18 protein-coding genes are annotated in these 25,365 nt (G+C 40.9%); 12 read left to right on the plus strand and 6 right to left on the minus strand.

The genetic code is table 11. The features are described from left to right. The first annotated feature begins 27 nt into the window (after positions 1-27). The 6 genes from AC1XUO_RS01435 to AC1XUO_RS01460 all read left to right on the plus strand — a co-directional run bounded on the left by AC1XUO_RS01435 (position 28) and on the right by AC1XUO_RS01460 (position 8,977). The gene (locus AC1XUO_RS01435) at positions 28-984 is read left to right on the plus strand and encodes an isopenicillin N synthase family dioxygenase (protein ID WP_483327978.1); all 957 of its coding nucleotides are present in this window, start codon (positions 28-30) and stop codon (positions 982-984) included. A gap of 12 nt (positions 985-996) precedes the next feature. Continuing rightward, positions 997-2,184, plus strand: coding sequence for a chromate efflux transporter (gene chrA, locus AC1XUO_RS01440; RefSeq protein WP_483327979.1), 1,188 nt, complete (start codon positions 997-999; stop codon positions 2,182-2,184). A gap of 96 nt (positions 2,185-2,280) precedes the next feature. Next, the gene (locus AC1XUO_RS01445; protein ID WP_483327980.1) at positions 2,281-5,250 is read left to right on the plus strand and encodes a serine hydrolase domain-containing protein; all 2,970 of its coding nucleotides are present in this window, start codon (positions 2,281-2,283) and stop codon (positions 5,248-5,250) included. A 92-nt stretch (positions 5,251-5,342) separates the two neighbouring features. Then, positions 5,343-6,284: a M20/M25/M40 family metallo-hydrolase gene (locus tag AC1XUO_RS01450; protein WP_483327981.1), complete on the plus strand. Its 942-nt coding sequence runs from the start codon at positions 5,343-5,345 to the stop codon at positions 6,282-6,284. Positions 6,285-6,401: 117 nt separating this feature from the next. Beyond that, positions 6,402-7,952 carry an alpha,alpha-trehalase TreA gene (treA, locus tag AC1XUO_RS01455; protein ID WP_483327982.1) on the plus strand — a complete coding sequence of 517 codons (1,551 nt, stop codon included), beginning with the start codon at positions 6,402-6,404 and terminating at the stop codon, positions 7,950-7,952. A gap of 236 nt (positions 7,953-8,188) precedes the next feature. Continuing rightward, positions 8,189-8,977: a PhzF family phenazine biosynthesis protein gene (locus tag AC1XUO_RS01460; protein WP_483327983.1), complete on the plus strand. Its 789-nt coding sequence runs from the start codon at positions 8,189-8,191 to the stop codon at positions 8,975-8,977. A 56-nt stretch (positions 8,978-9,033) separates the two neighbouring features. Here the strand turns inward: AC1XUO_RS01460 and AC1XUO_RS01465 are convergent, their stop codons facing one another. Further along, positions 9,034-9,924 carry a DMT family transporter gene (locus tag AC1XUO_RS01465; protein WP_483327984.1) on the minus strand — a complete coding sequence of 297 codons (891 nt, stop codon included), beginning with the start codon at positions 9,922-9,924 and terminating at the stop codon, positions 9,034-9,036. Between the two features lie 73 nt (positions 9,925-9,997). Between AC1XUO_RS01465 and AC1XUO_RS01470 the strand changes: the two genes are divergently transcribed. Further along, positions 9,998-11,404, plus strand: a complete 1,407-nt coding sequence (locus AC1XUO_RS01470) for an OmpA family protein (protein WP_483327985.1) — start codon at positions 9,998-10,000, stop codon at positions 11,402-11,404. 644 nt (positions 11,405-12,048) lie between these two features. On the opposite strand, the gene pth is transcribed toward AC1XUO_RS01470, so the two are convergent. Further along, the gene (pth, locus tag AC1XUO_RS01475) at positions 12,049-12,609 is read right to left on the minus strand and encodes an aminoacyl-tRNA hydrolase (protein ID WP_483327986.1); all 561 of its coding nucleotides are present in this window, start codon (positions 12,607-12,609) and stop codon (positions 12,049-12,051) included. Between the two features lie 260 nt (positions 12,610-12,869). On the opposite strand from pth, the gene pyrR reads away from it, so the two are divergent. After that, on the plus strand, positions 12,870-13,409 hold the full coding sequence (pyrR, locus tag AC1XUO_RS01480; RefSeq protein WP_483327987.1) for a bifunctional pyr operon transcriptional regulator/uracil phosphoribosyltransferase PyrR: 540 nt from the start codon (positions 12,870-12,872) through the stop codon (positions 13,407-13,409). Positions 13,410-13,600: 191 nt separating this feature from the next. Here the strand turns inward: pyrR and AC1XUO_RS01485 are convergent, their stop codons facing one another. Beyond that, positions 13,601-15,157 (minus strand): hypothetical protein, encoded by a 1,557-nt coding sequence (locus tag AC1XUO_RS01485; protein ID WP_483327988.1) that lies wholly within the window; start codon positions 15,155-15,157, stop codon positions 13,601-13,603. Between the two features lie 320 nt (positions 15,158-15,477). On the opposite strand from AC1XUO_RS01485, the gene argS reads away from it, so the two are divergent. The 4 genes from argS (at position 15,478) to AC1XUO_RS01505 (ending at position 19,263) form a co-directional block, all read left to right on the plus strand. Continuing rightward, positions 15,478-17,256: an arginine--tRNA ligase gene (gene argS / locus AC1XUO_RS01490; protein ID WP_483327989.1), complete on the plus strand. Its 1,779-nt coding sequence runs from the start codon at positions 15,478-15,480 to the stop codon at positions 17,254-17,256. Positions 17,257-17,385: 129 nt separating this feature from the next. Continuing rightward, entirely contained in the window at positions 17,386-17,943 is a 558-nt protein-coding gene (locus AC1XUO_RS01495; protein ID WP_235148947.1) for a glutathione peroxidase, read from the plus strand. Between the two features lie 34 nt (positions 17,944-17,977). After that, complete coding sequence (locus AC1XUO_RS01500) at positions 17,978-18,352, plus strand: DUF5618 family protein (RefSeq protein WP_483327990.1); 375 nt, start codon at positions 17,978-17,980, stop codon at positions 18,350-18,352. Positions 18,353-18,369: 17 nt separating this feature from the next. Then, positions 18,370-19,263, plus strand: coding sequence for a 1,4-dihydroxy-2-naphthoate polyprenyltransferase (locus AC1XUO_RS01505; protein ID WP_483327991.1), 894 nt, complete (start codon positions 18,370-18,372; stop codon positions 19,261-19,263). Between the two features lie 17 nt (positions 19,264-19,280). Here AC1XUO_RS01505 and AC1XUO_RS01510 read toward each other — a convergent pair whose 3' ends face one another. The 3 genes from AC1XUO_RS01510 to AC1XUO_RS01520 all read right to left on the minus strand — a co-directional run bounded on the left by AC1XUO_RS01510 (position 19,281) and on the right by AC1XUO_RS01520 (position 25,355). Then, on the minus strand, positions 19,281-21,050 hold the full coding sequence (locus tag AC1XUO_RS01510) for an SGNH/GDSL hydrolase family protein (RefSeq protein WP_483327992.1): 1,770 nt from the start codon (positions 21,048-21,050) through the stop codon (positions 19,281-19,283). Positions 21,051-21,363: 313 nt separating this feature from the next. Continuing rightward, on the minus strand, positions 21,364-21,813 hold the full coding sequence (locus AC1XUO_RS01515; RefSeq protein WP_483327993.1) for a DUF4920 domain-containing protein: 450 nt from the start codon (positions 21,811-21,813) through the stop codon (positions 21,364-21,366). Positions 21,814-21,899: 86 nt separating this feature from the next. After that, positions 21,900-25,355, minus strand: a complete 3,456-nt coding sequence (locus AC1XUO_RS01520; RefSeq protein WP_483327994.1) for a DUF7948 domain-containing protein — start codon at positions 25,353-25,355, stop codon at positions 21,900-21,902. Positions 25,356-25,365: the final 10 nt, after the last annotated feature.

Genomic DNA, 25,365 nt, shown 5'->3' on the forward strand with positions numbered 1-25,365 from the left:
GTTTTATACTTTGCATAAAAAAGAATTATGGAACCTGCATTATTAGATGAAGTACCCTCGCTTGACCTGGCAGATTTTACCTCAGGAGATGCGCAAAAAAAAGCAAAATTTGTGGCAGACCTTGGGGCTGCATTTACCAATATAGGATTTGTTGCAATTAAAAATCATGGACTTAGCGATGCATTAAGAATAAAACTCTACGACATCGTACAGCGTTTTTTCTCTTTGCCTGAGCCAGAGAAAAAGAAGTACGAGTTCCCGGAATTGTTTGGACAACGCGGTTACATTGGAAAGGGCAAGGAAACTGCGAAAGGTTTCAAAGTAGCAGATTTAAAGGAATTCTATCATGTGGGCCAGCCGGAGCCGATCGGTGAAATGGCGAAAAACGTATTTCCAACAGAGCTTCCCGAATTTGAGCACTATACTGTTGAAGTTTATAAAACTTTTGAAAATGCCGGCAAAACGCTGCTTCGCGCCATTGCTGTTTACCTCGATCTTTCCGAAGATTATTTTGAAGATAAAGTAAAAAGTGGCGACAGTATCCTTCGTGCACTGCATTATTTCCCCATCGAAAATCCTGATTTAGTACCTGATGGTGCTGTAAGAGCTGCCGCCCACGGCGACATCAATCTGATTACTCTGCTGATGGGTGCAAGCGCGGAAGGTCTGGAAGTTTTGCGTCGTGATGGAAAGTGGATTGCCATTACAGCGCTTCCTGACCAGATCGTCGTTAATGTTGGCGATATGCTTGACCGCCTTACAAACCATAAATTAAAATCTACTATTCATCGGGTTGTAAATCCCCCGCGTGAAAAAATGGGCACTTCACGTTTTTCAATCCCCTTTTTTATGCATCCCCGCGCAGACATGAATCTGACGAGCCTGGAAAGTTGTGTGAGCCGTGAATTTCCAAAAATGTACGTCAATATGACTGCCGGAGAATTTCTGGACGAGCGTTTACGTGAATTGGGATTAAAAAAATAATCACCCACGCTCTTGAACCATCCCATCCGGCGATTTCGATACATCATTTATCTTCTGGACATCCTTTTGCTGTCTTTCACAGCATTTGGAGGTCCACAGGTTCATCTTATGATGATGATTGAGCGGCTTGTCAAAATGAGACGGTATATCACAGAAGAAGAATTACTGGAATTACAAGCACTTTGCCAGGTACTGCCCGGACCAAGTTCAACACAAACAGTTACCGCAATAGGTCTGAAAATCGGCGGACAGCCACTCGCCTATCTGACGTTGCTGGTTTGGTCTTTACCAGCCATGATACTGATGACGCTGGCGGCCATTGGTATTCATATGCTTGAACAAAAGCAAATATCCCTGTCTTTTACCAAATTCGTAGGGCCAATGGCCGTTGCATTTCTGATGCATGGTGGTTATGCAATTGCCCGTAAAGTAATTCATAATTTTCAAGGCTGGTCTTTTTTGATCCTTTCTACAATCCTTGCCTATTTATTTCCCTCACCCTATATGACGCCACTGCTGATTATTTCCGGTGGAGTTGCAGCTTCGCTGAATTTCAGAAAACATGAAAAAATGGAGCGTGGGCCTATACGGATTACCTGGCGACCAATTATTTTCTGGATTTCTGTTTTAATTGTAGCCGCTGGAATTGGTACAGTCACAAAATCATTACCGGTTCGTTTGTTTGAAAATTTTTATCGTAACGGAAGTTTGGTTTTTGGAGGAGGACAAGTTCTAATTCCAATTCTTTATAACGAATTTGTAGAATTTAAACACTATCTGACAAACCAGGAATTTCTTTCCGGGATGGCTCTGACACAAGTGGTTCCAGGCCCCGTGTTTTCTATCGCGACCTATGTGGGCAGTTTATCCATGCAGGAATTTGGTATCACTGGCCAAATTATCGGTGGTTTTGTTGCCACAGCCGGAATTTTCCTGCCAGGTACATTCTTCATATTTTTTGCCTACCCAATCTGGGACCAACTTAAAAAATTTCGCGGGATACGTGCTTCTCTTAACGGAGTTCATGCCACAAGCTGCGGACTCACGATTGCTGCTGCCGCATCGATGTTTGAACCAATGGCTATCAGCTGGCAACCTGTATTAACCGTTGCAGGTACGCTGATTATACTTTTCTTCACAAAAATCCCCTCTTATATTATAATTCTTGCTGGTCTCCTCCTGGGTCTCGCTTTTGCCTGAAGAGCTGCGTAAGAACGACATCTAAAATGAGTAAGCTTTGTTTAAGTCCGTTTTTTTCCAAACTTTGGAAACTTGATACTATTTCTATTCCGATTCATGAAAAAAGCTATAATTTTCTTCGTATTTCAATTTTTACTGTTTGCGATTCACACCGTTCAGGCACAAACTACTACGCCTCCACAATTTTTAAACAAAAATCGACAATGGGTTGACTCTGTCTTCGCAACATTGACGCCCGACGAACGGATTTCTCAATTAATTATGGTTGCAGCGGTTTCAGATGTAAAACGTGCCGTAATTGATCCTAAAACGAGCAATCCTGCCGCGATTGAAAAACTGATCAGAGAGAATAAAATTGGCGGGGTGGTATTTTTTCAGGGCGGACCTGTGCCTCAGGCAAAACTTACAAATTATTACCAGTCAATTTCAAAAGTACCTTTATTAGTGGCAATGGACGCTGAATTCGGTCTCGCGATGCGCATTGACAGCACGGTTCGTTATCCATATCAAATGACTTTGGGTGCCATTCAGGGAAATGATGACTTGATTTATCAAATGGGGAAACAATTGGCGCAGCAAGCCAAACGGCTTGGGATGCATATCAATTTTGCTCCCGTCGCAGATATCAATAACAACCCCAACAATCCGGTGATCAGCTTCCGTTCCTTTGGAGAAAACAAGTATAAAGTTGCTGAAAAGGCCCTCGCTTACATGAAAGGGATGCAGGATAACGGCTTGTTAACCAGCGCAAAACATTTTCCGGGACATGGAGATACAGGTGTTGATTCTCATTACGATCTTCCACTGATCAATCACAATATTACCAGGCTGGATACTTTGGAATTATATCCATTCAAAGTGCTTATGAACAATGGATTATCGGGGATGATGATCGCGCATTTGAGCATCCCTGCACTAGATAACACACCAAATTTACCATCTACATTATCTAAGCCGATTGTTACAGATCTCCTTCGTCACAAATTAGGCTATCAGGGTCTGATTTACTCGGATGCGATGAATATGAAGGGCGTGACAAAATATTTTGCTGATGGAAAGGCGGATGCGATGGGACTGGAAGCTGGAATGGATATTCTGGAATTTACCGAAGACGTTTCCAAAGCCGTTGCCGAAATCAAAAAAAGTATCGCGGAAGGAAAAATTTCGCAAGCTGAAATAGACTTTCGTTGCAAGAAAGTACTGGAAGCGAAGGCCTGGGTTGGACTGAATCATTACAAACCTGTCGATCTGACAAATCTTTACGAAGATTTGAACCCAAAATCCGCAGAATTAACAAACCGGCTGCTGACTGAAAAAGCGTTGACCGTTTTGAAAAATGAGGGTAACATACTTCCGCTGCGTGAACTCGATACATTAAAAATTGCATCCATATCACTTGGTGCTGATTCAATAACCACTTTCCAAAACACACTTGGGTTATATACCAAGGTAGACCACTTTGTTGTTCCCGCAAAAGCGACTCCCCAACAAATTGAAGCTGTTCGTGCAAAACTTAAAGACTATAACCTATTACTGGTCGGCCTCCATTTAAGCAGTATTTCGCCACGGGTTAATTATGGATTGACGGAGCAAATGAGTGCCATGTTACAGGAACTGATGGCCACGAAAAAGGCAGTTGTTTCTGTTTTTGGAAATCCATACGTTTTAAACAAAATCACAACACCGGAAGCTGCAAAAGCACTGGTTATGGCTTATCAGCTAACACCTTTCACACAGGATCTTTCTGCGCAATTAATATTTGGAGCCATACCTGCAAGAGGGAAACTCCCCGTAACAGTCAATGCGAAATTTCCGTATGCACTGGGTATAGATACGCCTGCGCTGGAACGCTTGAAATATACCATTCCTGAGGAGCTTGGGTTGGATTCAAAATTGATCACTTTCAAGATTGATTCCATTGCAAATCTGGCCATTACGGCCAAAGCAACGCCTGGCTGTGTTGTACAACTTGCGAAAGATGGAAAAGTATTTTTCAGAAAAGCTTATGGAAAACATACGTATGAAGGTGCTGCGACGGTGAAACTGACCGATTTGTATGACCTGGCGTCCGTCACTAAAATTACAGCTTCAACACTTGCCCTGATGAGTTTGTACGATCAAAAGAAGTTTGACCTCGATGCTACGATGAAGGATTACCTGCCTGATTTCAAAAAATCAAACAAAGCAGATTTAACTTGGCGCCGTGTTCTGACCCATAGTGCGCGTTTGAAATCTTATATCATGTTCTGGAAAGAAGCTAAAAATCCGGATGGAACTTTAAAAAAGAAACTTTTTAGCACCAGGCAGTCAGCAAAATATCCGACTTCGGTAGTGGGCGACAGTCTTTTTCTTCGTAAAAATTATGGCAAGAAATTATATAAGGAAATTGCTGATTCACCATTAAATCCTGAGGAAGGATATGTTTACAGCGATTTGTCCTTCATTCTATATCCGCAAATCGTAAAAAATCTGACCGGTGTAGAATTTGAGGATTATCTTAAAAATAATTTTTACAAAAAACTGGGGGCGACTTCGCTTACTTTCAACCCGAGACGTTTTTATAATCTGGATCAGATCGTTCCTACTGAGCGTGATACCTTCTTCCGTCAAACCTTAATTCACGGACAAGTTCATGATGAAGCAGCAGCTTTGCTTGGTGGATTAAGTGGTCATGCAGGACTTTTCGGAGATGCTAATGACGTGATGAAAGTTTGGCAGATGTATTTGCAGAAGGGTTTTTATGGAGGAAAACAATTGTTAAGCAAAGATGCCCTGTTCGAATTCACCCGTTATCAGTATCCGGAAATGGGAAGTCGCCGTGGATTAGGATTTGATAAGCCTTCTTTTAAATTCACAGGTAACGCCCCAAAGTATGCCCATCCGGTTAGTTTCGGACATACCGGTTTCACGGGTATTATGGTGTGGGCTGACCCCTCAGTGAACCTTAATTATGTGTTCCTTTCCAACAGAGTTTATCCAACTAGAGATAATCCAAAGGTCTCCACGCTTAATACTCGTACAGCCATTATGGATGTTATTTACGAGGAATTGAGAAAAATCAAGTAGAAACTTTTCTATTATCAAATAATCAGGGAGGTTCTGCGGGGCCTCCCTCTCTATTTTACTATTGCGAGATCATCAATCAATTTCCAATGCAAATGAAATACCTTTTTTCAACGCTCTTTTTATTTTTAATTACCAAAGTCCCGGCGCAAACGATTTCTCCCTCGCCTGAAATTATATCAAAACACATATACAAACTTGCTTCCGACAAAATGAAGGGCCGCGGAACAGGAAGTAAGGAAAATGCAAAAGCGGCATCTTATGTCGAAAAAGAATTCAAAAAATATCAATTAAAGCCTTTGGGCACGGATGGATTCAAGCAGGAGTTTATTGCAAAAGTCCGGCGTGTTGTTGTTCCGGATAGTTTACGTAAAACTCATAATATAATCGGCTTTCTTGATAACGGAGCAGCATTCACGATCGTCGTCGGTGCGCATTTTGATCATTTAGGGTTAGGAAATCAGGGGAGTTCAAAAGATGACCATCCTGAGGGAAAAATACACAATGGCGCAGATGACAATGCCTCTGGTGTCGCGGGTTTACTTGAACTGGCACGTTATTTTTCGGGTAACGAAACAAAGGAAGCCTACAATTTTCTCTTCATAGCATTCGGCGCGGAAGAGTTAGGACTTTTAGGATCGAAACATTTTGTAAACAATCCTACCTTGCCATTAAGCAAAATCAGCTTTATGTGTAACATGGATATGATCGGGAGATATAACCCTGAACGCGGCGTTGGTATCGGTGGCTTTGGTACGAGCGATCAATGGCCGGAAATTTTTAAACCTGTCAAAAGTGATATTAAATTTTTCACAGATGCGGCCGGCAGCGGAGGCTCAGATCATGGTTCGTTTTATGCCAAACAAATTCCGGTCTTATTTTTTCACACCGGAGGGCACGATGACTACCATAAACCGACAGACGACGCTGAGAAGATTAATTTTAAGGCAGAAGCCGGAATTTTAAGTATCGAAATTCAAATCATCGAAAGCGCGATGAGGTTGCCAAAATTAAACTTCACCGAAGTAAAAAACTGATTATAAAAAGTTTAGAAATGAATACGATCCGATTATTTTGACCCTAAAGTGGTACCTTTATCCTATGCGGTCATCCGTTGATTAAAATAAAATGTGAACTTTAAAACGCCATAAGATTTGTTCGGATTCATTGCCTCATCAGTTACATTTGGTCAATCTCTCACATCTCCGGAAGAGTTGTTTGGCAACTTTTTTAGTGACGTTCAAAATAGTCATATTTTCAAAGATTCGAAAACCTTCGCGGATTGTATCCCTTTGGAAGATCCGGTCCTAATTATAGAAAAGTATCACCACGAAAAAAATAATTCGGAATTTGATCTGGAAAAATTTGTGCATGATCATTTCAAAATTCCTGCTGAAATAAAGGTTGAGTACACGCCCGATAAAGACCTGACAACCGAACAGCATATCAGGAAACTTTGGCCCTACCTTACCCGTCAGCCTGAGAGTCAGGAACGAGGCGGATCGCTGATTCCCTTGCCACATCCGTACGTTGTCCCGGGTGGAAGATTCCGGGAAATATATTACTGGGATAGCTATTTTACTATGCTTGGGCTTAAAGAATGCGGCCGTGTTGATCTGATCGAAAATATGGTCAACAATTTTTCATATCTGATCAATGAGTTCGGCCACGTTCCAACAGGAAATCGGACTTATTATTTAAGCCGCTCTCAGCCGCCATTTTTTTCACTGATGGTGCGACTATATAGCGAGATGGACGGCAAGAAGATTTTAAAAAAGTATCTTCCTCAGATGCAGCGGGAGTATGATTACTGGATGGATGAAGGAAATTCTTCAAAGGAGGATTACACCGCATACCGGCGCGTGGTCCGATTGCCGAATGGCTTTTTATTGAATCGCTATTGGGACGACAAATCCACACCTCGCCCTGAAGCCTATAAGGAAGATATTGAATTGGCAGAGGAAGCTGTAGAGCATCATCAGGTTTCTCCGGAATCTGTCTATCGCCATCTACGCGCTGCCGCAGAATCGGGATGGGATTTTAGCAGTCGGTGGTTTGAAGATGAAAATGATTTTTCATCGATCCAGACAACCGATATCCTCCCAATTGATCTGAACTGCCTGATGCATCATCTGGAAAAAACGCTGGCGGAAGCATACCTTTTGAATGAAGATTATGAAAATTTTAAGCTTTATGAAAATAAAGCGAACATGAGGTGCGAGGCAGTCGAAAAATATTTTTGGGACGAAAGTCGCAACTATTACATGGACTACAATTTTGTAAAAAAAGATTTTACAAAAGCTGTTACACTGGCCGGAACCTTTCCTTTGTTTTTTAAACTGGCCAGAAAACAACAGTCTCATTATGTCAGAAAATATATAAGGTTGCAATTCATGCGCTCGGGCGGACTGCTTACTACTGCCGTCAAATCCGGACAGCAGTGGGATGCACCAAACGGCTGGGCACCTTTACAGTGGATCACTTATAAGGGCCTTAGGAATTATAATTTCCACAAAACAGCCAATGAATTGAGCGATGAATGGCTGTCTCTCAATGAAAAAGAATTTAAAAGGACGGGGAAAATGATGGAAAAATATAACGTTTCTGATACTAACCTGGAAGCCGGCGGCGGAGAATACGATATTCAGGAGGGCTTTGGCTGGACAAATGGCGTTTATCTACGAATGAAAAACAGGAGACGTTAAAGTTTATTTTGTTGTTGAACAATTAGAGAGAAAAGCTTCGTTTAATTGTGGGCTGGCTTATGAAGATATTCTAAAACGTATACCCGATCGGGAGTTTTAAGGCAATCATTTCAAAGTCTGTCATATTCGAGCCTTATCAGATTTTAATAAATTTCTTGAAAAATTCCATTCACGACTACGTTTTATAGAAAAAAAAATTAATACCTTGGATTAAATTAACACCTGGCCCAAAATAGATGAAACTGAATATATATCAAATAGACGCATTTACCGATCAACTTTTTTCTGGAAATCCGGCTGCGGTTGTTCCCTTAGAAAACTGGCTACCCGACGAAACCTTGCAAAATATTGCTTCGGAAAATAATCTCGCAGAAACTGCATTTTACGTTCCTACTGAAAATGGTTACCACATTCGTTGGTTTACGCCTTTTCTGGAAGTAGAACTTTGCGGGCACGCTACGCTCGCTTCTGCATACGTTATTTTTAACATTCAGGGTTATGAAGGAGATCTTATCAAATTTGAATCTCTGAGTGGTGAACTGACGGTACTTTGCAAGGACAACTGGTTAACATTAAATTTCCCGGTCGACCAGTACCACATCGCGGTTCCACCTCCTGCCTTAATGGAAGGACTACGTGATGCCGTAATTCTGGAAGTGTATAAGGGAAAAACAGATTACATGGTCGTTTTAGATACAGAAGCAGAAGTTCGAGACCTTGATTTTGACATTATTGTGCTTTCTACTATCCCGGCAAGAGGCATTATCGTCACTGCACCTGGCGACGATGTGGATTTTGTATCTCGCTTTTTCGCCCCGCAGTCGGGCGTTGATGAGGATCCCGTAACAGGTTCTGCACACACAACGCTGATTCCGTACTGGTCTGAAAAACTGGAAAAAACTGATCTTACAGCAAAACAGCTTTCGAAACGCGGCGGTTTTCTGAAATGTGATCTTGATGGAGACCGCGTTAACATCGGAGGTCAGGCTCGACTATATCTCAGCGGGCAAATTGAAACTGATTAATTATTGATACTTCATAAAAAAAGTAGTCATTCTCAGAACTAATAACCTGAGAATGACTACTTTTTTATAGCTACCCTTCCGGTGATTTTCGCTTTTTGTCCAAAGTACAAGCCGACAATAACAAACAATGATCCGGCGACTGTGTAAATGGTTACCGGCTCGTCCATGAGCCACCAGGCAAAAAAGAAGCCAAATAATGGACAAAGGAAAAGCCACAACGAAGCCCGGACCGTATCGATTCGTAAGAGGTAAAACCAGCAAATTAGTCCGGCTATTGATACTGCAAGACTCAGCCACAATACAGATCCCCAAAATCGAAAATCCCAGGCTGTTACAGAAAAATTGCCGAAAATGAATGTGAACGGAAGCAGAAATATTCCGCCAAGCATAACCTGCCAGCCGTTGATCAGCAGATTCGGCAATTTCCATTCAACCGTAGCATAGTATACACTAGCCGCCGAAACGGCGATCATGCTTACAAGTAGTATCAATATACCTTCTATTTTGGTAGTTGCACCGTCCAGCAGCGGATAAGTTGCAATGGCTACGCCTAACATGCCTAGAATAATCCCCAGCCACTCACCCAGCCGAGGACGACGGCTAAGCCACCAGGCCGATAATAAAACGATAATCAAGGGATTTATTGAAACAGCCAGGCTGCCGATACCGGCAGCTGTATATTTCATGGCCATTACATATAAACCGAGATACAGCGTTGTGTTTAAAAATCCGAACAAACCAAGCTGCAAAAATTCCTTTCGGTTCGGAAATTTATAAGCCTCACCTTTGCTAAAAATGTAAGAAAAACCTAACAGCAATATACCTGCGATAAAAAAACGAACGTTTGCTAATATCAAAGGAGATGCGGACTGGACACCAAATTTTGTCGCAACAGAAGCAGAGGCCCATAGAATGGAAAAAACGAGACCTATTAAAATATTTTTCACCGTAAAGAGTAATTATGTTTCAAAAATACAAGAACCATTTCGGCTTCAACCTGTCTTTTTTATATTTTTGAAGATGATTAGTAAAAAAAATGCAAAGTGGCTTCTTGTTCTTCTTCTGAGCCACTCCTGTTTTTCAGTTTTTTCACAAAGCCAGTGGACCTATGATTTCAATAATGGCTTGCTGCCCATTGAAAAAGGCGGCCCGGCTTTACATCATTTAGGACAAGCGGGACAGTTCGTAAAAGAAAAAGTCCCCGGAAGCGGAGAAAATGGCGTCCCGGAGATCATCCGGACGGTATATCAATTTGAAAAAAATTCAGGACTACAATTTAATAATAAGGAAGCAAACGGTTTTTTGAATAAATCTTTTACCGTCGAAATTTATTTTAAACTAAATGAGCTGGACAGCTGGAAACGCGTGCTCGACTTTAAAAACCGGAAAAGTGATTATGGCAGTTACATTTACGACGGGAAATTAAATTTCTACGATTTTGCAATTGGTGAAAAAGCACCGGTGCGCGCCAATCAATACATTCACTACGTTTATTCGAGAGATTTTGAAACCAAGGTGATAAAAATGTATGTCAACGGTTTGTCCAAGGTGGAATTTAAAGATCCGGGTACGGAAGGAATCCTTGATAATGAGCAGGTTCTGAATTTATTTCAGGACGACTTGGTCGCGAACCATGAGGCTAGTGCTGGCTCCGTTGCGTTAATACGTGTATATGACCGGGTAATGACGCCTGTTTTCATCCGTCGAAGTTATCAGACGATCAGCCGCGCTCCAAAAGAATTGGTTGCGGAAATCGAAAAAGTAAAAGAGGAACCGAAACCAGAAGAAGAAAAAACGCCTGTATTAGATACCAGACTGGTTCGTGTATCCGGAAAAGTTTTTGAAGGAAAAAATCTCTCCGCTGTCGAAAATGCGGAAGTATCGGTACGGAAATCTGTCAATGATTCGCTTGTAGCCAAAACCAATGTGAAAAACGGTGGATATTCCTTTCAATTAAAACCGCATGAGTCGTATAAAATATCTGTAAACGCACCGGGATTTCAAACCCGAAGTATTCCTGTGAAAACTACGGCGCGTTCTACGGAAGTGAAGTCACTGATCAGTCTCAAACCTGAAACATTTGATAGCCCTTTGTTAACATTACTCTTCAATCAAAGTAATGATACCCTGGAATTGCCCGCAAAAGCGCAGCTGGATTCTATGATTTCCTATTTTCAAACACGCACCGATTTAAAAATTATGCTTAAAGGGCATACGGATAACATCGGTGATTTTGATAAAAACTTACTTTTATCCAATCAGCGGGTCAATGTTGTACGAGAATATCTGAAAAGAAAAGGAATTGGTAATGATCGCATCCAAGGGGTTGGGTACGGCTCTACGCGACCAAATCAAAAAAATTTATCAGAAGAGTTACGCAGGTTAAACCGTCGCGTAGAAGTTTGGGCTGAGCCTATAAAAAGATAAAGCCATCTCATGAAGACGGCTTTATACTGACTATTCCTAAACCCTTAACCTTTTCTTATCTTTATTTGACTAAATTACAGACTGATAGTAGATCTTTTTTCACTTCAAAAATTAGTAATTATCAGATGTCAGACCATTTAGCCAAAACTATATCTTTTATATATCGTCCCTTTTTTAATTACTTTCTTAGGACTCATTTTATTTAACAAAGTCACACAAGCTTCAATAATACTCCAATTTTCTCGTTTCACCAAATTGAATTATTTAATCGACATACGATTAAATCCTTATTTTAGATCAATCAGGAGTAAAAGTATTTAAGATTTGATAATATTAGAAGATTTCACTAAAACCTTCACTCCATGTATGAATACAAATATAATACATATTTAATTCAGCGTCATGGATTTATTCAATTCTTATAGCGTTGTTTCCTTATACAAATGTCATCATAAATTTTGATATTACAAATTCGTAATAATACTGAAAACAGAATATTGTTTGGAATAAATGCCATTGTTTTTAATAATATTTACAATTAACATCTGATTATCACGTACTACTAAAAATAATATTTTACAAAAATTAAAATAACCAAATAAATTACATTCTTGAAATATTTATATATTCTTTAAAAAGTACAATCATTGGTTGTAATTATTCATAGCATATTGTATCCCCAAAGTACAAAAGGCAACGACCATATCACCGGCTGTGTCCAAAAATATTTGTATTTCTGACATTTCTTCTTTGGAAAATGGATTTAGGACGTAATCTACTTGCCTTCCACGAGAAAAATTATTCCCTATTCCAAAACGCAGCCGAGGATATTCAGCCGTACCCAACATTTCCTCAATGTTCTTCAACCCATTATGACCGCCATGACTTCCTTTTGGTTTAATCCTTAAAGTGCCGAAAGGCAGCTGCAATTCATCAACAATGACCAGCAAATTTTCTTTCGGAATCTTATACTGATCCATGTAATAACGGATGGCTTTCCCACTCAAATTCATAAAGGTGGTTGGCTTGATGAAATAAAACTGCCGGCCTTTGTATTTCCACTCAGCCACAAACGCCAGTTTTTCAAAAGAGAATTTAAAATCGTTTTGCGCTGCAAGTCTGTCCAGAACCATGAAGCCGATATTGTGCCTTGTAAATGCATATTCCGGGCCAATATTTCCCAGTCCCGCGATCAGGTATTTCATTACTACTTATCTAATTATTAAATGAACCGAATTCAATGGCTCACCTGGATGAAAAATTTAATGTCCGTGTCAAAAGTCAACACTGTCAAACGCAAGATTTTTAAAATTATAGCCCAAAATTAGATTAAAGCACTCGAATCATGAAATTAGTTATCATGCGGTTATCTTCTTTCCGGCAAAAATTCCACTTATTAATATGAAAAGTTTTTGATTTCGTTATTGTGAGCTTAATTTAGGCTAAAATTCAGCGAAATATTACCATGTCTATCAAACGACTTATTTTAAGCAGCCCTCTGTTAGAGATTATGACCAGCAGGTTATGTCAGGAACTTATTGAAAATCACCAGGACTTTGACAATACTGTGATCATGGGATTGCAGCCCAGGGGTATTTTCTTTGCAGAGCGTGTTGTTGCTGAATTGCGTGAAAGAACCGGAAAGAATATTCCATTAGGACATCTTGATGCAACTTTTTATCGTGACGATTTTCGTCGCAGAGATTCTCCGTTATTACCAAATAAAACAAATGTCCCATTTTTGATTGAGGGGAAACGAGTTATACTAATTGATGACGTGCTGGCCAGTGGCCGTATGGTTCGCGCTGCGCTCGATGCTATGACAGCCTTTGGACGACCGAAAATGGTTGAACTTATGGTACTGATAGACCGCAGATATAACCGGGAACTGCCGATTGAACCGGATTATTTCGGAATGAAGGTAAATACCCTCGAAAGCCAGCGCGTTCTGGTGGAGTGGAAAGAACAAGGCTTCGAAGCGGACCATATCTGGATGGTGGACTGATTATTAATTGTTAATTATTAATGGTTAAGGGTTAATGATTGGAGAAATTGCAATGCTGAACCACGGACTCCGCTTTGTTTTGAAAAAGAATTGATAGTTAACTTAAAAGGATCAATAAGTATAACTCAGGGAACTACCTGCGCAAGCGCATTAACCATTAATTATTAAACCTTAACCATTAAAGACTAACTTCATCGCGGCACATTCAATCCTTCTCTGTTTTCCGCCTTATTTATGCTTTCCGTTTTGTAGGTTAGTTTGTTGATATAAAAAACATCCCTGCCCTGCCCGATTGAAGACGGACCTACACGTTGCATTCCGTAAGCAAGAAAGTATTGGCCATACCAAGGTGCCAGATAGGCGTTCTCATTATTTATAACCTTATCTGATTCAGATTTTGCACTAATTTTAAATTTTTCAGTTTCAACGACAACCTTATCCCGGTTGATGACCTCCGTGTGAATGGTACCTTCCTGTGGATATGCAAGAATAAAATAATCGTTGACGGGCGTTAACTGCACCATTTCCTGCAACTCAAAACTTGTCAGGTCTTTAATCGGAATACAATTGTCCCACTTGAATTTTCCATTTCGGTCGAAGCCGCAAACAATCGCATGTGTATAGCGAAATCCCTCCAATGAACGTGCGTAATATGGGCGAGTGACTCCATTCGTAACCATCATCGGAGATCCTGCACGTTGATTTGGATAATAAACCTCTGCAACCAGAACGATTTCGTCCTCCGTCTGGATCAGTTCATGAACAAGCAAACGGTATCTGAATTTATTTTCTTTGCCCAGACTTTTCCGTTTTCCAATCCGTTCCATCATTCGCTGACGACGTTTGGGTTTCATATAATTGAAGAAATTCTGCAATTCTGAAAACTCTATAAACTCAGGCTTCTCAGGTTCATTGTCAGCAATATGCGTAACATACAAACCCTGCGAATAAGGCGTACAGCCGACCGAATAATTTCCGATCAGGTAAGAATCATCAGCATTCAGAGGTACAATTTGACCGGAGATCAAACTATTTCTTGGATCACTCAAAGCAGTCTTTTTAAGAAATTTCCCCTCATAAGAATAAGTTTTGATTTCAAATACACAGTTTTTCTTTCTATAAGCATAGGTGATAACATTAATGATCCCGTCCTGTTCATTGATATCGACATTATTCAGTTCGGTATTTTTTTCATAGAGTCCAGGCAAAACTTTTGACGACTGATCAAAAAAGGAATGAACGACAACAACAGGTCGTGACCGATGATATCCGGCCACAATCGCTTTGCTTCCAATTACTTTGAACTGCTGCACGTCTATCCCCGAAAGTAAATTTCCTTTATAACTTTCGATCAACCCATCGCTGTAATTCATTTGAAGAAAAAGGAAATGATCAGTGTCCGGCTGGGCAAATAACCAATAGCCAAAATGCTCTCCCTGATAGGCCATAACCGGGACATATCGATAATCTAACTTATAATTCACTCGCCAAACCGGGTTCAACGATGTATCATAACGCGTGAAGTCCCAGCTTTCATTTCTGTTCCCAAAACTGGCGTCGCCGCGAACAAGCGCTAAAAGACCACCGTTGCCCAGCGTGAACACTTCAAAGATCTCTGAACGAGACGAATTTGTCGGAATTTCTAAACGATCAGATTGCTCTAATTGTGCTTGAACCTTCGAAGGTCCAATGAAGCAAAATTGTATGATCAGACAACTTTGTATCACAAATAGTAAACGGTTCTTCATAAGTTCTTGTCGCGGGGTGTAAGTCTGTTCAATATTTACCCTAATTTTGTATTCAAAAGAAAAACATAATCAGCAAAGCTTATCAACATTTCCATAACATGCTTTTCGGCGCTTTTCCATGCTTTTAAATTGTTATTTCAATAGCAAAAACAGCATTATAAATGTCCGGATGCTTCCGAAAAACGATTAGAGAAATAGTATTTTAATTGAATCCGTGATAACGTCTATTAATGTAAAAATATTTTTAATCAAATAAAAACTTAGAGGAATGTTATTTAATTTTTGATTAACACTTCCGAAATTCTATAAAAACAAAATCCATGACGATTGAAGCAATACTGAAAGCAGACATTCAAAAAGCGGTCCACAAAAATTTTGACATCACCGTTGAAGACATTTTACTGCAACCCACCAAAAAGGAATTTGAAGGATTTTATACATTTGTTACGTTCGCGTTAACCAAGGCAACAAGACGCGCCCCGGCAGAAATCGGACAGATCATTGGTGCTGACCTTGAAGCAAATTCTACGGTGGTTGACCGCTGTAATATTGTTCAGGGATTTTTAAATATCAGCCTTAAAGACACAACCTGGCTGGATTTATTTGGAAATATTTCTTCCGATGCTGATTTTGGAACATCACCTTCGAATGGCAAATCGGTAATGGTAGAATTCTCGTCTCCGAACACAAACAAGCCGCTTCACCTTGGTCATTTACGAAATAATTTCCTTGGCGACTCACTTTCAAGAATTTTAAAGGCCAATGGATATGATGTTGTAAAAACATGTCTGGTCAACGACCGGGGAATTCATATCTGTAAATCCATGCTGGCATATCGCGAATTGGGGAACGGAGAAACGCCTGAATCATCCGGTATAAAAGGTGATCATTTGGCAGGAAAATATTATGTAAAGTTTGATATCGAGTATAAAAAGCAAATTAACGAGCTGGTCGCAGGCGGGTTGACAGCGGAAGAAGCGGCGAAAAAAGCACCGTGGATTCTTGAAGCACAAAAACTGCTTTTGCTGTGGGAACAGGGCGATGCGGAAACGGTGGCACTTTGGCAAAAAATGAATACCTGGGTTTATGCAGGATTTAACCAGACTTACAACCAGATCGGTGTGAGTTTTGATAAAACCTACTATGAATCCAATACTTATTTGCTCGGAAAAGATATCATTGATGAAGGTTTACAAAAAGGTGTTTTCTTCAAAAAAGAAGATAATTCTGTTTGGATAAATCTTACGAAAGAAGGGCTGGATGAAAAACTGGTTCTTCGCGGCGATGGGACTTCGGTATACATCACGCAGGATTTAGGAACTACTGAGTTGAAATTTGGCGATTTTCACAATGACCGCTATTTGTGGGTTGTTGGAAATGAGCAGGATTACCATTTCAACGTGCTTTTTGCAATTTTAAAACGTTTGGGGCGCCCGTATGCAGATGGTTGTTATCACATCAGTTATGGAATGGTTGATCTGCCGTCGGGGAAAATGAAATCTCGGGAAGGCACTGTTGTTGATGCTGATGACCTTGTCAGGCAGATGATCGATACGGCCGCAGCCAGAACACAGGAGCTTGGAAAAATCGATGATTTTGAGAGTGAAGAAGCCACGCAGCTTTATGATACCCTGGCACTTGGTGCATTGAAATATTATCTCCTTAAAGTTGACCCAAAAAAGAGAATGTTGTTCAACCCGGAAGAATCAATTGATTTCCAGGGACACACAGGACCTTTCATTCAGTATACCTATACCCGAATGCGGTCTATTTTGAGAAAAGCGGAACAATCCGGTATTGAAATAAAATTACCACCGGCAAATTACGAGCTGCATCAGGTTGAGCGGGAATTAATTTTCACATTATCACAATTTCCAATGCGTGTGCAGACAGCAGGGATTGAATTTGCGCCTTCGGTAGTCTCGTTTTATATGTACGAACTGGCGAAAGTTTACAACCAGTTTTACGCGGAAGTTTCCATTTTTGCCGACCCGGACCCGGTTGCAGTAAGCTTCCGCGTCGCTTTGTCAAAAGTTGTAGCGGAAACGATTCAGAAGGGGTTGGGGTTATTAGGAATAAATGTACCTGAAAGAATGTAAATGCATTTTTTTACGTTAATTTTATACCTGATTTTCAATCGTTTGAAAGCCATTTTTCGTAAATCAAATTTCCAACCTATTACTTAACCAAATCGATTTGTTATGGACTTGTTAAAATCAATTTTTATTATGATTACTTCTCTTATTTCAGGCATTTTTGCTGATAAAAGTGAGATTGCACAGAAACCAGCCGAGCATATTGTTGCAAAACAAACTTTGTACGATTTTAAAGTTAAATCACTTGTTGGCGAAAAAACTGTTGATTTGAGCCAATACAAAGGAAAGAAAGTAGTTATCCTGAATGTTGCCTCAAAATGCGGATACACAAAACAGTATGCTGACTGGGAAAAATTCAATAAAGAGCATGGCGATAAAGTAGTTGTTTTAGGTTTCCCTGCAAATAATTTTGGTGGACAGGAACCAGGTACAAGCGAGGAAATCGCTACATTCTGTTCAAAAACTTATGGCGTTTCTTTCCCGATGTTTGAGAAAGTTTCAGTTGTTGGCGACGACCAGGCTCCGATTTACAAATGGCTTTCTACCAAAGAATTAAATGGCTGGAATGACAAAGTACCTACATGGAATTTCTGCAAATATGTAGTAAACGAAAAAGGCGAATTGACAAATTTCTTCGCTTCGAAAATCTTGCCGACAGATCCTGAGTTTTTGAAAGCCGTCGGTATCTGATCAATCAGTTCACAAACTTCACCACGCACATTATATGAAAGAGTTATTGGAAGCTAAAAGACATATTACCAATGCAAAAGATCTGTTGAGTGAGAAGGCCAGAAAAGAAAATGGTTATTATCAGGATCGGAAGTATGTAAAAATGGCTGGCCATACGGCTTATGCCGGCGTGCTGGTAGCATTGGATTCAATTTTAGGTGACAAGAAAAAAGGCCGTAAAAGTGTAGAATGGTATAAGGAAGAATTGGCAAAAATGGATAAAAAGATCCTTTCCGCTTTTCTCGCTGCTTATGACACATTACATTTGGCGATGAGTTATGATGGAAATCTAAATTCCAAGGTAGCAACGGCCGGTCTTGAAGACGCAGAAAAAATAATTGCCTGGGTTGAACAAAGGGCCCAGGCTTAATATTAAGTGATAGTAAAATGAAATCTTGGATAGAAGCTGCCCGGCCACGTACGTTACCTCTGGCGCTTTCCTGCATATTAATGGGCTGCTTTTTAGCGGCATCAACGGGTCAGCTCAGCTGGCCCGTTGCTTTGTTGAGCATACTCACAACAACGCTTTTACAAATACTTTCCAACTTTGCGAATGATTATGGCGATGCTGTAAACGGGAAAGATACAGAACTTCGGGAAGGCCCGCGCAGAGCAGTTCATTCAGGGAGTATTCCGGCGTCGGCGATGTTGAAAGCCATTATTCTATTTTCCATATTGTCATTAATTTCAGGAATTTCGTTGCTGTATATCGCGTTGAAAGATGCTCCAGCAAATACATTCTGGGTATTTTTAGGCATTGGGATCGCCTGTATCATCGCCGCCATTACTTACACTGCCGGAAAACGCCCTTACGGATATGTGGGTTTGGGAGATTTGTCCGTGCTGATTTTCTTCGGCTGGGTCGGCGTTCTTGGGAGCAGTTATTTACATACACATAGCTGGAATTGGGATTTGTTATTACCGGCTACGAGCTGCGGTTTGTTTGCGGTGGCAGTACTAAATATTAACAACATTCGGGATATCGAATCTGACAGAGCGACTGGCAAAAATTCTATTCCGGTGCGCCTGGGACGAGAGAAAGCGGTGCTTTATCACTGGGCTATTTTATTAATCGGAATGTCCTGTATATTGATCTATACAATCCAGAACTTCTCAGGTTATACCAGTCTGATATTTCTGCTAAGCTTTCCGCTATTTATTAAAAATGGGCTGGCTGTTTCCCGCTTGAAAAAAGCCAGCGAACTTGATCCTTATCTGAAACAAATGGCGCTTTCAACTTTATTGTTCGTCATCCTTTTTGGTATTGGCGTAATATTATGAGCTAAACTTTGAACCGTTTATTTCACAAACGGTTCAAAAGCTTTTCCCAAAATCGCATATCCTCTGGCATTCGGATGCAAACCGTCTGAAAACAGCGTTTCATCAATTTTTCCGTTCTTCGTTGCCAACACCAGACCCGGATCGACGAAATTTACATTCATCGTTTTTGCCAGCTGTTTTAATTCAACATTCAATTTTCTGACGCGGTCTTCCTGTTCCCTTCTCGGATAAATCCCAACCATCATCAGATCAGCATCAGGTTGCCTGAATTTGATTGCTTCGATCAACAATTTCCATCCTTCCAGAATTTCTTCGTCTTTGTTCCATTGAAGATTATTGGTTCCGATATTTACAAATATGTTTTTGGCACTGTACCCGTCGAGTTCCCCATGATAGACACGCCAAAGCACGTTTTCAATTCGGTCCCAGCCATAACCCATGTTACGCACGCCCGTCATACCAAAGGTCTTATTCCAGGAATCCTCGCCGGTAGCACGCGGACCTTTTGGCAGACCTCCCCAAAAATGTGTGATAGAATTTCCGATGACAACTGTGTTCGGCTTTTCTGTTTTATTTAAAGTTAGTATCTCCCTGTGACGCGTCTCCCAGTCGTAATTATTCAGTTCGCGAAGTTGCGTGCACGGCTTTGTTGTTGCGAATGCGCCTGTTGGTTCATTTAAAATCTTCCGGATATGTTTTTCATAAGCCTCTGCATAACGCATCATTCCCAGGTCAGTTGGATGTGTGCCATCTACCATTGTTTCAATATCCTGCTGGAAATCTTCTTTGGGAATCAAGTAAATGTCTTTGATACCTTCTGATTTCAACTGCGTAAATGCTTCCTTCATGACCGTATTAACTTCCTGATAATTTTTGCGGCTGACGGAATTGATCGCCTCGTCTGTATAACCGTCGTGTTCTGCCAATAAAATCGGAGTCGAGTTATGTTTTTTTCTTAAATCGCGTACAGCATTTAAAATCCTGGCCTTTACTTCGACCAAACTGATTTTCACACTCGCAACGAGATTTGGAAGACAATCCAGAACGAATATTTTCGCATCGATTTCAGAAACCATATCAACCACTTCTTTTTCAAGACGACCGTTTCCCGAGAATCCAAGATTAATTAAAGGATCATCCATTTTTCTCGACAAAATCGACGTCCACGCCATTCCTGGTCGGGAAGCACAGGCTCCCTGCGCGATGGAAGTGCCATAAACCACAATAGGTTTGTCCGGACGAACAGGTAGAGCTTCAAACCTAGCTCCATCCGGAACGCCGATTTCCAGCCATTTCACATTGTTATATAAGGGTAAAAACAACCGGTATTCTCTGCCCAACTTATGATTCTGATCGACAGGGTCTATGTTCTTGAAATTATAAGTTATTGTGTCGCCAAAAGCATATTTAGCGGCGCACCAACGCCATTCGCCGTCATTTGAAATAGCGTATAGGTCCACGCCACTTACTCCCGTAGAAGGCATATGTGGAAGTGACAGTTTGCCTCCAACCTGATACTTGATTTTGATTTCGCCCGAATTGGCCCTGAACCGAATCATGAGCCCAGCGGATTGCGTTGACAGATCCCAAACCTGTTCTCTAACCAATTTTTCAGTCCGGGCAGGCAGCCGGTCGTAGCGATTTTTAACCTGATCCGGCCAGGCTTGTCCCTCAATAACCGGAAATTGGCTGCTTACCGGATTCCACCAGGTGATTTGTGTAGTTTGGGAGAAAGAAAATGAATTATTAAGAACAAGAAAAATAAAGAATAGAAGTCTGGCTTTCATAAAAAATGGACACTTTTTGTATTGCTACAAAAGTATCCATTGATGTAGTTCTTACTTATCAAGTCCTTTCGGAGAATCTTGTTTGAAAGAATATTGCTTTAAATTTAAACGGACGCTCTACATAGCCGTCGTTTTATTTCACAAAAATATTAGAATTTCACATTCCAGTGACAATTGGTAAGACAGGGTGTTTCTAATTCAAGCTCCTTTGGAGCTACCTGTTTATAGCCATAGCAGTTCAAATATAAAACTCGTGCTCCTTCGGAGCCTCCTTAAAATCTTTTACCAATTACTGAACGCTACCGGTTTCCTATTACTTCACCAAAACCCCGTCTGCAATAAACGTCATCTCCTTTTTAGGTTCAGTAATTTTAGCAATTTCCTCATCACTTTTTCCGGCATCTTTAGCATAATGCTGCAAATGTTCAACGGGTACTGTTTTCATCTGTGCATCACCTTCAAAGACAACGGTTTTTCCGGCAATATCCTTTGGAACAAAAAATGCATAATCTCTGAACATCACACGCATCGTTTCGCCATTATCCATTTTCACCTTCATCCAGCAGCCTTTCACCTGACAAACAGATTCTACCGTTCCTGTAACCTTTGTAGCTAATTCTTCCTTTCCAGCCATTTTCTCAGGCAAAACCTTGGCGTCAATTGCTTTCTTATCATTGATTTCTTTTCCAAAATGAGCGGTAGTCTGTGCATAAGAAGCTGACGAAAATGCCAATGCGAAGATCAATATGAGTAATTTCTTCATCGTGTCAAACGTTAATTTATTGAAATCCTTAATTATACTTAAAGCTAATTAATTTGATCCAAAATACCGATTTCACTACAAACCAATTATTCCAAAACTTCCAGCCATCCTTTACAATGATTGCCGCCGGGCGTATCGACGACATAGAAATAAGTCCCGTTTGCAATGCCCTTTCCCCAATTATCTTTGTAGTTGACCGATTTGAAAACACTTTTGCCCCAACGGTTATAAATTTCCAGGGTCGATCCGGAAACCGGAACCACAAAACTGTCATTTTTCCCGTCGCCATTGGGCGTGATCACGTTTGCTAAAATGAGCGGAGGTTCGGCGCTTAACTCTTTTGCCATTGAAAGTGCGCAACCCGCAGTATTATAAGAAGTAAGCGTCACAATATATTTCCCAGGCGATTCATAACTGTAATCTTCAATATTTGTTGTATTCAAACCATTAACCGTTCCCAGATTCCACTCATATCGTTCTGCATTGGAGGTTTTGTTCAACATCGAATATTTAACCGGTTTGTTACATTCTCCACCCGACCTGACAATTTCGAACGCAGGTTCGTGCGCTTTATCGATCATCACAGTTATCTGTCGTTTTGGACGACACCCATTTCCATACATTCCCTCGATCGTATAGGTGGTCGTCTGAGATGGACTTACCGTGATCGATTTCCCAGTGGTTGCGCTCATCGTTGAATCCCCTGTCCAGTTGTATGCTGTGGCTTCGCCCGACACCGTTAAAGTCACTGGGTTGCCGGCACAAGAAGTAACATTCTGCATCGCTGTGAAATCTGCATTTTCCTCAACCGTAACGTTCACTTTCTTTGTAACAGCACAGCCTCTTTCTGTACTGATCTCAACGGTATATTCTGTAGACTTATCGATGGTGACTTTCGGATTCGCAATGGTGGGATTATCCAAACCAGTCGCCGGCGACCATTTGTATTTTGTACCGCCGCTGGCAAAAAGGCTGATCGTTTTATTTTCACACACCAATGTGTCGCTGATTACCTTTGCGTTAACACTTTCTACCCTGATAATTTTCTCAGCCATATCCATTCGCTTGCAACTCAGCTTATTATATGCTTTCAAGGTAACCTTGTATTCACCGGCCTCGGAAAATGTATAACTTCCACCATCTTCTTCCCGTGAAATCCCATTCCCGTTGATCTCCCAGAAATATTCCACTCCGCCCTCACTGGCATTAATAAATTCCAGCGTAAGCGGTGCGCAACCTTGCAGTACATTTTTATTTTCACCCTGATAAACATCAAAATCTGCCCGTAGCAAATCAATATCGATCTTGAACGCTGCATTATTGCAATTTTCGTTCTGGTTCGTTTTTGACCAGGCTTGTGGTGTAACTGGAAAATTACTTCCTCCACACGAACAGGTAGCGTGATAAATCACTCCGTTTTTATCAAAACGACTTGTTCCACCGTCAACATGGTCACCCTCTGCCTGGCGGTTACCACTTCCAAAATACGTAGCATACAAGAGCGACTTCGCTCCTTCTTCTAAAATGGCGATATAGAAATTGCTTCCCGTCGTCACCCTTTGAATGGCATTTTCTGTTACAGGAAGCCCTGTGGTACTGCTCGCCGTATTGCTAGAAGTCTGAATATTGACATCACCACCCCAGCCTGCGATATAGATATTTCCACATTCGCTGACCAGAAATGCCGTTGGAGAAATATCAGGTGTTCCTCTCCCCGATCCGATGGTTGTAGAGAAAATTGATCTGGACAAATTATGGTCCAGCGCGTGGATAAACTGGTTGCTTTTTGCGTTGCTATACAGCCCCTTGGTTACCGGATACTCACCAGTCGTCAAACCATACACAAAGACATTTTCATTGGGATCAAAATCAAGCAGATAAGCACCATCGGCAGCTGGCGTCCCCAAATAGGTTGCAGCTGTTAATTTTCCATTGGCATAAACCGCTACAAAAGCATCTTCCGTTCCGTTTATTTTTGACTGATAGGAAGTGCTGTTTGTGGCTATATTTGTACTCTGCGTAATACCCGTCACATAAGCATCCCCATTTTTCGCAGGTTTTATTGAAAAAGCAGCATCAAACCCGTTCCCGCCGACATAGGTACCCCAAAGCAGGGCATTTAAATTAGCCGAAAGTTTAATCAAAACACCATCCTGAATTCCGGAAAGCTGGCTTTGAGCAGCATTTTGCAGAGGAAAATTGTCCGAATTCGTCGAAGAAACGACAAAAACATTATCCTGATTATCCAGCTCGATTTCACCCCGAAAACTATCGCCATAATTTTTTATTGTTACCGGACCAACACTGCTGATTCCGTCGTTACCTCTTCCACCGACAAATGTTGACGCCAGTAATTGTGTTCCGTCACCGCTAAGTTTTGAAACAAAAATATCACTGCCATTGAATAGTTCCAGCCCGTTGACTGGTTCAATCGCAATACCTCCGCCAAAAGTTTTTTGAAATGCATTTGAACCGGTTGGAAAATTACCCGAAGAAGTCGTTCCAAAAATCAACAATTCATTTTTACTGTTGACAATCAAACTATTAGGTATATCTGTATTATTTCCTCCGAGATAGGTCGCATATAAAAGCTGGCTTCCATCCGGGCTGAATTTCAAAATTCCCACGTCGACAAGCGCTGAAAATCTAACTTGATAAGCACCTACCGTTGCCGGAAAACCGACACCGAAAACCGTTCCGCCCGAATACAAATTTCCTTCTGCGTCATAGGTAGCGGTATGCCCCCAGTTATCAGCAGTTGATCCTGAATAGGTAGAAAATATTAATTCCGGATCAATCGTCAAAGTTTCCGATTTGATATACCCTTTTGGAAAAGAAAATCCAATCCGGTTGTTTTCCGTCAGGACCACTTTTGAAGCAATATCATGTGTTCTTTTGTTAATTTCCTGAAAAGAGTATGGTTGCGCTTCCTTAAATTGTCCAACCGAAGTTTTCACGATTGTTTGTCCGGATTCATTCACCGCCACACTACTCGCTCCTTCATACCTCAACCTGATTTGCGAAGGATCAGCCTGCGGATGAACAATAAATTCATATTTAAGGGTATTATCATAAATGTAGATACGTAGATCAATTCCCTGGTATATTCCTTCGTAAACAACTTCCAGGAAAGCACCAACGTCACCCACACGTGAGGTTTCAGAACCTCCTAAAAAATAATTGAAGCGTGTTTTTACAGGGTATTTTGTTGCGTGTTTAATTTGGGTATTGCTATTTTCAAACAAAACTTCAACGCCATGGGCATTGATTATTTTTGGCTTCGCCGGTGAGAATTTCGCATTGGGAGATGACGGAGTTGCTTTCGTATGCGCCGTTGATATCTGGGAAGCGTCATAAAGGGAATAAACCAGCGAATTATTTTTAAGGAATAAAAAGCCTCCCGGGATTTCGGTACGGAACAAAACATCTGAATCCCACTGACCTTTATTTTGAATAAAATACATTCCGGCGCCGGACGATTCTGCAATCGATCCCAAAAAAACCAGTACCAAAATCAAAAGACATTGTATAGTTTTTGTCATAACCCGCCGA

It is taken from the genome of Dyadobacter sp. HNCC25DJ186, from assembly GCF_056895235.1.